11 protein-coding genes and 1 tRNA gene are annotated in these 13,433 nt (G+C 69.3%); 6 read left to right on the top strand and 6 right to left on the bottom strand.

The features are described from left to right. Positions 1 to 147 precede the first annotated feature (147 nt). A complete protein-coding gene (locus IF46_RS0100980) occupies positions 148 to 705 on the bottom strand; it encodes a DUF4240 domain-containing protein (RefSeq protein ID WP_030486329.1) in 558 nt (185 codons plus the stop codon). A gap of 86 nt (positions 706 to 791) precedes the next feature. Between IF46_RS0100980 and IF46_RS0100975 the strand changes: the two genes are divergently transcribed. Beyond that, positions 792 to 1,460, top strand: coding sequence for a class I SAM-dependent DNA methyltransferase (locus tag IF46_RS0100975; RefSeq protein ID WP_030486328.1), 669 nt, complete (start codon positions 792 to 794; stop codon positions 1,458 to 1,460). Between the two features lie 49 nt (positions 1,461 to 1,509). Beyond that, a complete protein-coding gene (locus IF46_RS0100970) occupies positions 1,510 to 2,367 on the top strand; it encodes a patatin-like phospholipase family protein (protein WP_051723550.1) in 858 nt (285 codons plus the stop codon). A gap of 56 nt (positions 2,368 to 2,423) precedes the next feature. Here the strand turns inward: IF46_RS0100970 and IF46_RS0100965 are convergent, their stop codons facing one another. Both IF46_RS0100965 and IF46_RS33005 read right to left on the bottom strand, forming a co-directional pair. Next, complete coding sequence (locus IF46_RS0100965) at positions 2,424 to 5,204, bottom strand: AAA family ATPase (protein ID WP_030486326.1); 2,781 nt, start codon at positions 5,202 to 5,204, stop codon at positions 2,424 to 2,426. Between the two features lie 233 nt (positions 5,205 to 5,437). Then, complete coding sequence (locus tag IF46_RS33005; RefSeq protein ID WP_157562496.1) at positions 5,438 to 6,235, bottom strand: SDR family NAD(P)-dependent oxidoreductase; 798 nt, start codon at positions 6,233 to 6,235, stop codon at positions 5,438 to 5,440. A 359-nt stretch (positions 6,236 to 6,594) separates the two neighbouring features. On the opposite strand from IF46_RS33005, the gene IF46_RS0100955 reads away from it, so the two are divergent. From IF46_RS0100955 to poxB, 3 genes are all read left to right on the top strand, one after another. After that, positions 6,595 to 7,392, top strand: coding sequence for an acetoacetate decarboxylase family protein (locus IF46_RS0100955; RefSeq protein ID WP_030486324.1), 798 nt, complete (start codon positions 6,595 to 6,597; stop codon positions 7,390 to 7,392). A gap of 122 nt (positions 7,393 to 7,514) precedes the next feature. Beyond that, positions 7,515 to 7,916 (top strand): tautomerase family protein, encoded by a 402-nt coding sequence (locus IF46_RS0100950; RefSeq protein ID WP_030486323.1) that lies wholly within the window; start codon positions 7,515 to 7,517, stop codon positions 7,914 to 7,916. Between the two features lie 37 nt (positions 7,917 to 7,953). Beyond that, positions 7,954 to 9,693 (top strand): ubiquinone-dependent pyruvate dehydrogenase, encoded by a 1,740-nt coding sequence (gene poxB, locus IF46_RS0100945; RefSeq protein ID WP_030486322.1) that lies wholly within the window; start codon positions 7,954 to 7,956, stop codon positions 9,691 to 9,693. Between the two features lie 81 nt (positions 9,694 to 9,774). Here the strand turns inward: poxB and IF46_RS0100940 are convergent. Then, a tRNA-Thr gene (locus tag IF46_RS0100940) sits at positions 9,775 to 9,851 on the bottom strand. 144 nt (positions 9,852 to 9,995) lie between these two features. Between IF46_RS0100940 and IF46_RS0100935 the strand changes: the two genes are divergently transcribed. Next, positions 9,996 to 11,750, top strand: coding sequence for a metallophosphoesterase family protein (locus tag IF46_RS0100935; protein WP_036390857.1), 1,755 nt, complete (start codon positions 9,996 to 9,998; stop codon positions 11,748 to 11,750). A 171-nt stretch (positions 11,751 to 11,921) separates the two neighbouring features. Here the strand turns inward: IF46_RS0100935 and IF46_RS34175 are convergent, their stop codons facing one another. Continuing rightward, positions 11,922 to 12,266: a cupin domain-containing protein gene (locus tag IF46_RS34175; RefSeq protein WP_198041321.1), complete on the bottom strand. Its 345-nt coding sequence runs from the start codon at positions 12,264 to 12,266 to the stop codon at positions 11,922 to 11,924. 132 nt (positions 12,267 to 12,398) lie between these two features. Further along, the gene (locus IF46_RS0100925) at positions 12,399 to 13,238 is read right to left on the bottom strand and encodes a PSP1 domain-containing protein (RefSeq protein WP_030486319.1); all 840 of its coding nucleotides are present in this window, start codon (positions 13,236 to 13,238) and stop codon (positions 12,399 to 12,401) included. Between the last annotated feature and the right edge of the window lie 195 nt (positions 13,239 to 13,433).

Below are 13,433 nucleotides of genomic sequence, written 5' to 3'. Positions count from 1 at the left end.
AACATGATTGGCGGTTCGGCGTTGCAGGCTGGATTGTTGCGGCGTTGGCTGGAATACCGCTTGATCGTGCTTGAAAAGGCCTGAGATTCTGCTCGATTACTTGTGGCGGATCGAGCAGCGCGACCCGGGCTGATTCTCTGGCTCCGGTCAGGCCGACCAGCCGGCCGGGTTGCCGAATGACTCCCGGGAGATGCCGGAGCCGGTCTCCGGCCACGAGCCGAACCGATCGTTGTGCAGATGCGCGAAGAGATAGCACATGCCTTCGCAGTCGGCGTCCAACAGCGCCATGGCGGGGTCGGCGCGAACCGCCTCGTAATATGCCTGCCCCAGGGCCACGATGAAGCCTCGGGCGTAGAGGAAACCGTCGTCCGACCCGTCGGTCACCCCGTGGATGTCCTCCCGATCGATGTCGTGCAGCTTGCGCTCCACCACCCGGTCGAGATCCGTCAGCTCCTGCCCGGTCAGCTCGGCGGTCAGCTGCCCGATCCGGTTCAGGAAGGCGTCAAGCCAGGCGTCGATCGGGTAGGACGGGCCGTCCTCGTCATCGCCATCGGCGGACGCGGCGGGATCACGCTCGACGAGGGCCTGGCGCAGCGCCAAGGGCTCGGCGCCCAAGTCGGCCCAGGCCGCCTCGATGAGTGCCCACAGCCGGGCCTCGTCGGCGTGGGTGGGCAGCGTCCCAGGGGCATCGGTGGTCACGGTCACCGCCGAACCATATCGACCACCACCGACACTTCCGCGACCCGCACAGACCGCCAGGCTCGTCGACTCGCTGCTCTAGCGTTGCCGTCGTGGACGACGACGGTTGGTTGGCAGATACCCGGACCTCCTACGACACGGTCGCGGTCAGCTACGCGCGCCTGGTACGTGAACTCCTGGCGGAGTCACCGCACGAACGAGCCACTCTGGCGTCGTTCGCAGATCTCGTGCGGAGCGCCGGCGGCGGGCCGGTCGCCGACGTGGGCTGCGGGACGGGGCGAATCACCGCCCACCTGCACACGCTCGGCGTCGATGCCTTCGGGATCGATCTCTCGCCCGGGATGATCGAGGTGGCCCGCCGTGATCATCCTGAGCTGAGGTTCGAGGTTGGCTCGATGACCGACCTCGATCTGGCTGATGGCTCGGTCACCGGCCTGGTCGCCTGGTACTCCCTCATCCACATCCCGGACGACCAGATCGGCGCGGTGTTCGCGCACTTCCGGCGGGTGGTGCGTCCCGGCGGCCCCCTGCTGCTCGGCTTCCACGTCGGTGACGAGACGACACTCAAGACGGAGGGCTACGGCGGCCACCCGATGAACGTGCACGTCCATCGTCGTCAGCCAGCCCAGATGGCGGCCTGGCTGCGCGAGCACGGGTTCACCGTCGACTCGCAGACGACTGTCACCTCGGCGGAGAGCCGGCGCGCCGGGATCATCGTCGGACGACGAGAGCCGTTGTCAGCCCTCGATAGCCGCTGCTAGCCTAAACTGCGTACAGCGTTAGCAGTATTTCGTTCGAGTGGGGAGACTGATGACGGACGACGCGCGGCCCGTCTGGATGCTCGGTGGCGGTGGAGTGGCGGGCATCGCCTGGGAGGTCGGCATCCTCGCCGGCCTCGCGGACGAGGGGGTGACGGTGGCCCCGGAGGCGATCCTCGTCGGCACGAGCGCCGGCGCCGTCGTCGGTGCCCAGATCAGCAGCGGCACACCACTGCCAGAGCTCTTCGAACGCCAGCGCGAGGGCGTCGCCCACGAGACCTCAGCCGCACTCGGCTTCCTCGACCTCCTCCGGCTCGCGCGGGCGCAACTGTTCGCGCGCAGCCCGGAGCAGGCCGCGCGCCGCCTCGGTCGGCTCGCTCTCACCACCCGCATCGACGACCCGTCCCGGCACCGCCGGATAGCCGAGGCCCGACTGCCCGACCACACCTGGCAGGACGCGGACCTCCGCATCGTCGTCGTCGACTTCGAGTCGGGCGCCGCCCGCACCATCACCCGACACGACGGCGTACCCCTCGTCGACGCCGTCGCCGCGAGCTGCGCCATGCCCATCTCCGCCGCTCCGGTCGCCATCGGAGATCGCCGTTACATGGACGGCGGCATGCGATCGACCCTCAACCTCGATCTCGCCCCCGGCAACGGCCCGGTCATCGCCCTCGCGCCGAGCACCGCCGCGATCGGGCCGTGGGCGCGCATCGACAAGCAGCGAGCCGCGCTGCGCGCGGATCGCCGGGTAGAGCTGCTGCTGCGCGACGCAGCCTCCAAGCGGGCGCAGGGGAACAGCGTGATGGACAGATCAGTCGTGCCCGCGCTCGTGGCGGCAGCCCGCGACCAGGGCCGCCGTGAGGCGTCCCGGGTGGCCGCCGCGCTCGCGACGGCCAGCCACTCATAGGCTCCCCGGCCACTCCGGGACGCTGCGTGGTGCTGCCAGCTGAGCTTGCAGCACGCTCAACGGCCAGCCGATTCCGTCAGGACGTCTCTGAGCGCTGCGCGCGACGAGATTCCGAGCTTAGGGAAGATCTGATAAAGGTGGGCTCCCACAGTGCGGTGGGAGATGAACAGGCGCTCACCGATCTGACGGTTGGTCATCCCCGAGGCGGCCAGCAGCGCGATCTCGCGCTCCTGGGGCGTCAGGACGGTTTCGGGTTGCGCGTCACCCTGGTCGCCGACCCACCGGGTGGCCCGCAGCTCGACCCGGGCCCGCTCGGCCCATGGGCCCGCGCCGAGCTCCTCGAACGCCTTCAGCGCCTGCAGCAGCGGACCACGGGCCTGGGTCGTGTTACGGGCACGCCGCAGCCGTTCCCCGTACGCCAGGCGTACCCGGGCCGTTTGGAAGGGCCACTGGTCTGCGTTGTCGACGTTCACGGCCTGCTCGTACAGGACGCATGCTCGCTCGTCGTCCGGCTCGGTCATGGCGCAGGCCGCTGCGACGACGATCGCGTACAGGGGCGAAATTCGACCCACATCGGCCTCCCGCAGCGCCGCTGCGTGCGCGGCCGCCTCGGCGTGCCGCTGGGTGCGCATCGCGGCCTCTACCAGGTCGATCGCCACCCACATCGCGACCTGCGCGTGTGGGACCAGTTCCCCTGGCGGGCTGATGCGCGACGCAATGGTGAAGGCCTGCTCGAAATCGCCGGCGCCGAGCACGGCCAACGTTCTCACGTACTGACCCCACTGGGCGGCGGTGTGCACACCTCGTTGGGCACTCGTGCCGACCAGCCGGTCGCTCAACGCCACCGCCGTCGCGGTGTCGCCACGCACAGCGGCGAGCAACGCGTCAAAGTACTCGAAGTACCAGGTGAAGAAGTGGCATCCGGACTGCTCGCACACCTGCGACCCTTCCGCGGCGAGCTCCTCGACCTCGGCCCACAGCCCCATCATGAAGCCGTCCTGACAGAGCTGGAACAGCGCGCCGATGTGCAGGCGGGCCGGGCCGCCGTCGCGGCCCTGGCGCACCACACGCCACACCGCGCCGCGCATGTCGCCGTAGCGTTCCGCGTGCTGTGCGGCGAAGCACAACCGCACGATCCGGGCAGGATCGGTCTCCTGGTGTGCGCTGGTGATCAGGATATCCAGCTCAGCGAGGTGTTCCGGCGCGGTGCGTGCCGGATCGGGGGCGGTGGCACCGGCGATGGCCAGCAGGCGGTCGGGCTCCGGCCGGACCGCGGCCAGCAGCCGACGGAAGTCCTCCCACCGATCCGATCGTCCGCTGAAGAAGCACAGCAGCAACAGCAGGTGAAGCGCATCGATCAGGGCCGGAACGCCCGCGTCGAACCCGTGGTCACCAGACTCGATGGCGTGCACCAACAGGCGATGGGCGGTCTGTAGGTGCCCGCCATGGTTGATGACCATGAGGGCCGTCGCAGCCGCCGCGTGCAGCGACAGGCCCGCCCCCGGATGCGCCTGCCGCGCCGACGCCAGTAGCTGCGCGGCGCTGACCAGATCGCCGGATGCGTGCGCGTCGACGTACGCGGCCTCAGCGAGACGCCGAGCGCGGCCGGCAGCGGGACTCAGCTCCGCGGCACGAAGCAGCGCCGCTACCGCGCCTCTGATGTCGCCGCGGGCGGCCTTCTGTCGCGCGGCGCTCTCCAGCAGGGCGGCGACGGCCTCGTCCGTTCCCACCGTGGCCTGCCCCAGGTGCCAGGCTCGACGCTCCGAATGGTCGCCGACGGCGCCGGCCAGTGCGGCGTGCGCGCGACGCCGGTCACTGCTGGTGGACGCCTTCATCACCGCCGAACGGGTCAGCGGATGACGGAACGACAGCAGGCCGGTCACCTCGTCTACCGAGATGAGCGCATCCTCCTCGGCCGGCGCCAAGTCGACCAGGTCCGCTGGGTTGGCCAGCTGCCGCGCCGCCGCCTGAAGCACGCCGAGATCCCCGGTGCCGTCCAGCGTCGCGAGCAACAGCAGGTGCCGAGTCGGCTGCGGCAGGCCCGCGATCCGCGAGACGAACAGCGACTCCAGCCGCTCGCCGAGTGGAAGTACCGCCGGCAGACCGGCGATCCCCGTTCGCTGCTGCTCGCTCAAGGCCGCAGGCAGCTCCAGCAACGCCAGCGGGTTGCCCTCCGCCCCGGCCAGCACCCGGCTGACCACGTCACCGGTCAGCCCCGGATGGTGGGTTTCGAGTAGTTGCCGAGCCGCCGGCCCCGCCAGCGGGCCCAGGCGGTGCTCGCGCAGACCACCATGTTCGAAGACTCCACCACTGCGCGCGCGCATGGCCCCGAGGAAGCGCACGCCTGTGCCGGTCAGACGCCGGGCAATGAACGCCAGCGCGTCGGCGCTGGCCCGGTCCACCCACTGCAAGTCATCCATGATCACCAACACCGGCCGTTGCGCGGCACCGTGTTGCAGCAGCACCAGCGCCGCGTGCGACACCAGCAGGCGGTCCGGTGTCGAACCTCGATCGAAGCCCAGGGCCACCCGCAGCGCTGCGCGGTGCTCGGGTGCGAGGCCGTCCATGTCTCCCGCCAGCGGGAACAGCAGTTGGTGCAGCCCCGCGAAGGCGATGTCCGCCTCGAACTCCACGCCTGACGCTCGTACGACCCGCATCCCGGCGCCCACGGCCGCCGCTGCGGCCGCCTCCAACAGCGCGGTCTTGCCCACCCCCGCGTCCCCGCAAAGCAACAGGGACGGCTCTGTGTCATCAGTGAGGAGCCCGCGGATCAGAACCAGATCGTCGTCACGCCCCAGCAGAGCAGCACCATCGGTGCTGCTCCCATCCTCACTCACCACACGACTCTCCCCCGCGCGGCGACCACGCACCGCTACAACCGTGTGCCGAGCCTTCGCCCCCGAACGTTTCCCGAGGGAGGCAGCACACGCGGAAGCCTATCGGCGGTTGATGAACAAGCGATTGCGGGTTCTTTGTAGACGGTGCGCCTGGCCGGCCACCGACCACTCGCAGCAGTCGCACCAATCAATGGCGCGGCCAACGTGCCGGGGCGGGCAGACCGGCTCCGTGCTCACCCCGCACCTGGCGATCCGGGCCTGATGTCCAGCGATGCCGGGTCCAGCTGCACGCGGCGAGGCAATCCGCCGGAGCTGGCCAGGAGCCGCGCCACGGCCTCCGCGATCGCGGCGGCCTCCGCCTCATCCTGCTGCCCGAGCAGCCCCGCATCGCCGGATCCCGGCCAGGCCCCGTACGCCTCGGCAGTCTCTCTGTCATCCGGCAGTACGGGCCGCACCAAACCCGCACCGACAGCCACCGTGACGTCGCACACCTCGACGCCCAGGCCGGAAAGATCCTCGGCATAGCCCGCCACGGCATGACCGCTCATCGCCTTCCACGCGCGGTCCAACCCATCGCCGCCGTGCCCCTGGGCAACAGACCACAACCCCACCCACACCACCTGGCCGCTACCCCGACGCCGCATCGATGGGAGTACGGCGCGGCTGACTCGCTGACCCCGTAGAACCATCCAGTCGAACATCTGCGCGAGCTGATAGGCGGTGAAAGACTCCACCGGGCCCGCCACATCGAACTCCACGACGTGGACCGCCACGTCAACGCCCCCCGCCCGGCCGATGACCGCGTCCACGCCCTGCTGAGTCGTCCGCTGATCACCCAGGGAGAGGGCAACACCAGTCAGACGCCTCCCGTGCCGCTGGGCGTACTCGGCGTGCCCGGCCATTGCCGCCTGATACCCGGGCCGCTGAGGGTCGACGCCGGCGAACACCCAGTGGCTCCTGTCAGCCAGCGCCCGCGCCAGCGCCGACCCCACCACGCTGCCAGCATCGGTCACCAGAACAACCTTCGACATCACGACTCCCGCAGCAGAGCATCCGGAGAACAGCTCGGACCGCGAGTATTGGCGCACCGTCGCGCCGCGACATCAGTCGAATGACTGTTTCCGCCGAGAATCCACCAGCAGCCCAGGCCGCACCGAGGTGCCGCAGAAGCGTGGTGGCCGGCAATGGCGACAGGTCCCCGTGGCCGGGGCCACCGCGCGACCCGGCGAATCCGAACACCGTCAACCACGACAGTCGTTCAACAGATGATCACCAGCACCGCCGCCGACAGACTTCATTCGTCGAGACCGGGCGAACGCGGAGGCGTCAAGCATCCGCGCCTCCCACCTGGAGCGATACGTATCGCTCGATACAACGAGGAGTCACCGTCATGCAGGGCTACACCGTTCCCCTCTCCCCGCGCGGCACCGCCAACCTGGCACCGACCCCGCCGTGGCACTACGCCGGCACCGTCATCGGCGTGGAGTTCTTCGCCGACCCGGCCGCTGCCGAGGCAGCGCTGCCCGAGGGGCTCGTTCTCGACCCGGAGACCCCCGGACGCGGCGTGGCGCTCTTCATCGACTGGCAGTACTCCTCCACCGGCAAGGAGTACCTGGACCCGGCCCGCTCCCAGTACCGGGAGTTCTTCGTCACGCTCGACGCCCGCTGGAACGACACCCCGGTGGCGTGGTGCCCGTACATCTACGTCGACAACGACGCTGCCATGGCGCGCGGCTGGGTCCAGGGCTTCCCCAAGAAGCTCGGCAGCGTCCACCAGACCCGCGCGTACCCGATCGGTGCCCCCGCCACCCCGGCCGTCGCCGCCGGCGGTCAGTTCGGTGCCACCGCCTCGGCAGTCGGTCAGCGCATCGCCGAAGCCCGAGTCACGCTGCAGCAGCCGGTCGAGAACCCGGCCACCCTCATGAACCGGCCGGTGGTCAACCTCCGCCACTTCCCCAGCCTCGCCAAGGGCCAGCACGACAAGCCGGCCGTTCATGAGCTGGTCATGGCTGTTCTGGACAACCCCGCCGTCGACGAGGCATGGGTCGGCACCAGCGAGTTGACCTTCCCCACCGCCCCCGGTGAGGAGCTGGCTGACCTGGCGATCCAGCGCACCGGTGCGGGCTTCCGGTTCCACCTCAGCTACACCGTCACCGACCTCAAGACCCTGACCGACTACTCCAGCTGACCGGCACCCGTCCGGCAACCGAATGGCCGGCGAGGCCCCTGCACCAGCCAGCCCCGCTGGACGCCGGGGCCTCGCCGGCCGCCCATCTCCTGACACCGCGCGACTTCTGCAAGGAGCCCGACATGCCCATCTACACCTGCACCAGTGCTCAGGGAACCCTGACGGCCGAGACAAGGACTGCCCTGGCGGCCGAGATCACCAAAATCCACTCGGCCACCAACCATGTGCCGCCCGCGTACGTGAACGTGGTCTTCTCCGAGTTGCCGACGGACTGCGTCTTCGTCGGCGGGAAGCCGGGCGCGCCGCTACTGATCAACGGGTGGGCACGACGTGGCCATCCACAGGAGTCGACGAGCCGCCTGGCCCTTGACATTGCTGCGGCAGCGTCCCGCATCTCCGGGGTGCACCAGGACCACGTTCTGGTGGTCATCCTGGACAGCCCCGCCGGTTCCGCTGTCGAGGCCGGCCGGACTCTGCCCGAACCAGGGCAGGAAGCGGAATGGATGCGGCAACACCAGCAGTAGAGCCTTCCCCGCACCGCCGACCCTCTCAGGAGAATCCATGGGCACCACCGTCGCAGACGTCATGGTCGCGACCTTGTCAGCATCCGGTGTGCAGCGCGTCTACGGTCTACCCGGTGATTCCCTGAACGGATTCACCGACGCCCTGCGCCGCAACGACGCCGTCGAGTGGGCGCATGTGCGGCACGAGGAAGCCGCCGCCTTCGCCGCCGCGGGAGAGGCGGCCATCACCGGCAATCTCGCCGTCACGGCCGGCAGTTGCGGGCCGGGGAACCTGCATCTGATCAACGGCCTGTTCGACGCGCAGCGCAACCGGGTGCCCGTGCTGGCCATTGCCGCACACATTCCACGCGAAGAGATTGGCAGCGAGTACTTCCAGGAGACGCACCCGCAGGAGCTGTTCCGCGAGTGCAGCGTCTACTGCGAGATGGCCAGTACGGCCGAACAGGTCCCCCGGCTGCTGCGAATGGCGATGCGCGCGGCACTGGAGCAACGCGGTGTCGCCGTACTGGTGATCCCGGGCGAGTTGTTCCTCGCCGACGCCGTCACCACCTCGCTCCCGCATCCGGTCCTGGGAACGTCTTCGCACGTCCGGCCGGACGACGCGGCCCTGGCCCGAGCCGCCGACGTGCTCAACAACGCGAAGCGGGTGGCCATCCTGGGCGGTGCCGGGTGCCACGACGCGCACGACGAGGCGATCGCCCTGGCCGAGGCGCTGAAAGCCCCGATGGTGCACGCCCTGCGCGGCAAGGAACACCTGGAGTACGACAACCCGTACACCGTCGGGCTGACGGGTCTGATCGGCTACAGCTCCGGATACCGCGCGATGGAGCACTGCGACGCGCTGCTCATGCTCGGCACCGACTTCCCGTACCGCCAGTTCTACCCGGGCCCGGATGTCCCCGTCATCCAGGTCGACGTGCGCGGTGAACACATCGGGCGGCGCACGGACGTCGAGGTGCCGCTGGTCGGCACCGTCAAGGACACCGCACAAGCGTTGCTGCCCCTACTGCGACCAAAGAGCGACCGATCCTTCCTGGACAAGATGACCGGCCACTACCAGCACGTACGGGAGCGCCTGGACCGCCTGGCCGAAGCCAAGCCCTCAGACTCGCCGTTACACCCGCAGTACGTGGCCGCGCGAATCGACACGTTGGCCGCCGCCGACGCGGTATTCACCGCCGACGTGGGAACGCCGATCGTGTGGGCTGCCCGCTACCTCGGCATGAATGGACGCCGCCGGCTGCTGAGCTCGTTCAACCATGGCAGCATGGCGAATGCCCTTCCGCAGGCGATCGGCGTGCAGGCCGCACATCCGGGGCGGCAGGTCATCGCCCTGTGCGGCGACGGTGGTCTGACCATGCTCCTCGGCGAGCTGGTCACACTGCGTCAGCTGAACCTGCCCGTCAAGGTCGTTGTCTTCAACAACAGTGCCCTCTCCTTCGTGGAGTTGGAAATGAAGGCATCGGGCATCGTCAACTACGGCACGGCTCTGGACGACGTCGACCTTGGTGCCATCGCCCGCTCGGCGGGCCTGTTCGGGGCACGGGTGGACCGCGCCGACCAGCTCGACGACGCGCTACGCGCCGCCCTCGACCACGACGGACCCGCCGTGGTGGATGCCCGCACGGCCCGTCAGGAGTTGTCTATCCCGCCGAAGATCACCGCCGCACAGCTCAAGGGATTCACGCTCTTCGCAACCCGCACGATCCTGTCCGGCCGCGGCGACGAGATCGTGGAGCTGGCAAAGACGAACCTGCGCGAACTCCCCTTCATCTAGCGGCGCGGGGAGGCGAATTACGACCGGATCGAAAAACATGAGGCCCTGACCAGCGTTTCCGCTGGTCAGGGCCTCATACCCTGGAGCCGCCTGACGGAATCGAACCGTCGACCTACGCATTACGAGTGCGTCGCTCTAGCCGACTGAGCTAAGGCGGCAACGATCAGCAAGTGTACGGCACCGTCCAACCACCGCCCGAACGGGATACCCCTCGCCGCCGCGGCCCGACTAACCGGACATCGGCCACCATCTGGACGCTTACCAGACAGCGGATGATCCGGGCCGCGACTACGCTGCGGCGGGTGAGCGACGAACGCGACCACCCCGACCACCGGGACGAGGCCACCGACCGTCCTGACCGTGCGCCGGCCGGTGAACGCGCCGCCCATCGGCCGCGCAGCACCGACCCGCTGGAACTGGGCTTCACGCCGCGCAAGCCGGTGCCGTGGCTGGCGCCGTTCCTGCTGATCAGCACCGGCATCCGGACGCTGCTGGCGGTGCTCTTCGGGGCGTACCTCGACAAGCGCGAGTTGCAGAACGCGTTCGGCGACGACGTCTTCCGTCAGGTCGCGCCGGACGGCGGGCTGTGGCTCGACTACGTGGCCGACCTGGGCGACGGCTTCAACGCCACCTACTCGGTGGCGTACCTGCTGGCGCAGCCGGAGCTGACCGTGGACGGGCACCGCCTGCCCCGGGGGCAGACCCTGGTGATGGGCGGCGACCAGGTCTACCCGTCGGCGGCGTACGCGTCGTACGAGGACCGGTGCAAGGGCCCCTACCAGGCCGCGCTGCCGGTGGCACCGCCCGAGAAGCCGACGCTCTTCGCGGTGCCGGGCAACCACGACTGGTACGACGGCCTCACCGCGTTCCTACGGTTGTTCGTCCGCTCCCGGGACCGGAACTTCGCTGGCTGGGGCACCGGCCAGTCCCGGTCGTACTTCGCGGTGGAGTTGCCGGCCGGCTGGTGGTTGCTCGGCGTGGACGACCAGTCCGGCTCGTACCTCGACGACCCGCAACTTGCCTACTTCGACGAGGTGGCCCGGCGGCTCGGGCCGGAGTCAAAGGTGATCATCGCGGCGCCGGCGCCGACCTGGGTCAAGGCCGCCGACAATCCCACGGCGTACGACTCGATCGACTACTTCATCCGAACGATCATCGACCCGACCGGGGCTCGGGTGCGGCTGTTGCTCTCCGGCGACCTGCACCACTACGCCCGCTACTCCGGGCCGGATCGGCAACTGATCACGTGCGGTGGCGGCGGCGCGTACCTCTACCCCACGCACAAGCTGCCGGAGCGCATCGAGGTGCCACCGCGGGACACGCTGGCCCGGCGGGCCAGCTCCACCCAGCCGTACGATCTGGCGGCCCGTTACCCGGACGCGGCGCGGTCCCGCCGTTACGGCTGGGGCATCTTCCCCCGCTTGCCGTTCCGCAATCCCGGCTTCACCACACTGCTCGGCACCCTGCACACCCTGCTGATGCTGGCCATGGCGGGCGCGACGGCCAACTGGGCCGACAGCACCGACCAGCGACTGTTCAGCGTCCCGCTGGTGCTGATGGTCCTCGTGACGGTGCTGGCGGCGGCCCTGTTCGCCAAGCCGCCGAGCGCGAGCGGCAAACGCCACGCGCGGCACTGGATCCTCGGCGTCGGCCACGGCGTGGCGCAGGTGGCCTTGGCGGCAGCCGGCACGTGGGCGTGGTTGGCGCTGCCGTTCTACGACTGGCCGTGGCCGCTGCCGGCGGCCGCCGCGGCGGTGCTCTACGGCCCGGTGATCGGCCTGGTCGCCAGCCAGCTGGTGGCGGCGTATCTGCTGGTGGCAAGCTCGTTCGGGGTGAACGTCAACGAACTCTTCGCCGGCCAGGGCATCGAGGACTCCAAGTCGTTCCTGCGGCTACGCATCGACCCGGACGGAACGCTGACCATCTACCCGGTGGGGATAGACCGGGTCTCCCGCGACTGGCAGGTGAACCCCGACCAATCCCCCACGAAGAGCTGGCTGATCCCCAAATCCCCCCTAACCCCCCACCTAACCGAACCCCCTACAGTCCTGCACTAACCCCACCCTTTTTGATCGTCCCCAGCCGGGACTGCTCGGTCGCCCGGCTCGGTGTGACTTACCGCCCCTGTCGTACGCATGTTCCGGGGGTGTTGTCGTCGGGCCGGGTGGCGTCGATGAAACGCTGATAGGGACACGGCCGTCCGAAGGTCCCCTGCCAGCTCAAGCCCATCACGACCCCCGCCTCAACGGCATAGCCACCATCTCGATCACCACAGCAGTGATGTCGGCAATCGCTCTGGTGGTGTGCTCCTCACCGGCGCGCCACACCACCGCCTGCCCGGCGCTGACGCTTTCCCAATCACCACTACCCGCCTGCACGACGCCATGTCCTGCCGTGATCATCAAGAGCTGATCCACCGGTGCGGGATGACGGCCGACCTCACCACCGGCTGCCACGTGCAGCACAGTGACAGCGACTACATCCCCGCGAAGCAGCGCCTGAGCCGTCACACCGACGCTGCCGTGGGCCTGCGCCGGCCGCCCTGACGAGACATCAAACGACAAGATCTCCACGTCGGAACAGTAGATCAGGTAGGGACACCACCCCCCAGAGCCGAGTTGGTCAAGAAGTTTGCGTCGCGCTGGGCCCGATTCCTGACGCAAACCTCTTGATCAACTGGGCGGGACCGGGTGGGGAGGGTGGGGTTAGGGGGTGTATTGCTGGTTGTGGGCTTGGCGGGAGCCGCAGACGTCGGCTTTGGAGCACATGGAGCGCGAGCCGTCCGCGTCCAGGCGTACGGTCACCGCGTCTCTCGGGACGCTGTGGCCGACGACCCGACCGTCACCCTCCGGCGTGGAGACCCGACTGCCGACCGCCGGGGCGGTCTCCTGAAAGCGCTGGTAGAGCGGGTGCTCATACTTCAGGCAGCACATCAGTCGGCCGCACGCGCCGGAGATGCGCAGCGGGTTGAGCGGCAGGTCCTGGTCCTTCGCCATCCGGATGGTCACCGGCTCGAAGTCGGTGAGGAACGTGGCGCAGCACAGGTCCCGACCGCAGGAGCCGATGCCGCCCTGCACCCGTGCCGAGTCGCGTGCGGAGAGCTGGCGCAGCTCCACCCGGCAGTGCAGGGTCGCGCCGAGGTCACGGACCAGGGATCGGAAGTCCACCCGGTGCGGGGCGGTGAAGTACACGGTGCTGCGCTCACCGCCGTTCTCGGCGGTGCCGAGCACGTGGTCGACGGCCACCACCTTCATCGGCAGGCCGTGCGAGCGGATCAGCCTTTTCGCGGCGACCTTCGCATCAGCCTTCCGCCGACGCAGCGCCTCGTCCCGGCGTAGGTCGTCGTCGCCGGCCAGCCCCACCAGACGCGGGAAACCGTCGGTGTCCTCGGTCACCCACTGCGCTGCCCACACGCACTCTGCCACCTCGGGCCCATCATCGGTGGGCACCAGCACCCGGTCGCCCACCTGCGGACGCAACTCACCCGGGTCGAGGTAGTAGAGGCGCCCGTACCGGTTGAAGCTGACCGCGCAGAGCATGCCCATCCCCCCACCCTACGACGGGTCAGCGCGCAGAGCGCACCGGCCGGCTACGCCCCGCAGCCATCCATGGCCGTCGACTTGACCCATTGCGGGCGTCCCGTCGTGCCGTTGCTGCTCGCCCGGACGGTTGAATCCCGGGCCGGGCAGGAGACAAGACGTGCCTTGGCAGCGTTGAGTGGAGGCAGACCTGCGGGGGGT

The sequence above is a fragment of the Micromonospora chokoriensis genome (genome assembly GCF_000718555.1).
Taxonomy (GTDB): Bacteria; Actinomycetota; Actinomycetes; order Mycobacteriales; family Micromonosporaceae; genus Micromonospora; species Micromonospora chokoriensis_B.
This window is presented reverse-complemented; position numbering and strand designations above follow the sequence as displayed.

What these genes read in the sequence shown, in the direction of transcription:
- poxB (WP_030486322.1), top strand. Translation starts at nt 7,954, where the DNA reads ATGGGCACCACCGTCGCAGACGTCATGGTCGCGACCTTGTCAGCATCC.
- IF46_RS0100925 (WP_030486319.1), bottom strand. Translation starts at nt 13,238, where the DNA reads ATGGGCATGCTCTGCGCGGTCAGCTTCAACCGGTACGGGCGCCTCTAC.
- IF46_RS0100970 (WP_051723550.1), top strand. Translation starts at nt 1,510, where the DNA reads ATGACGGACGACGCGCGGCCCGTCTGGATGCTCGGTGGCGGTGGAGTG.
- IF46_RS0100955 (WP_030486324.1), top strand. Translation starts at nt 6,595, where the DNA reads ATGCAGGGCTACACCGTTCCCCTCTCCCCGCGCGGCACCGCCAACCTG.
- IF46_RS33005 (WP_157562496.1), bottom strand. Translation starts at nt 6,235, where the DNA reads ATGTCGAAGGTTGTTCTGGTGACCGATGCTGGCAGCGTGGTGGGGTCG.
- IF46_RS0100950 (WP_030486323.1), top strand. Translation starts at nt 7,515, where the DNA reads ATGCCCATCTACACCTGCACCAGTGCTCAGGGAACCCTGACGGCCGAG.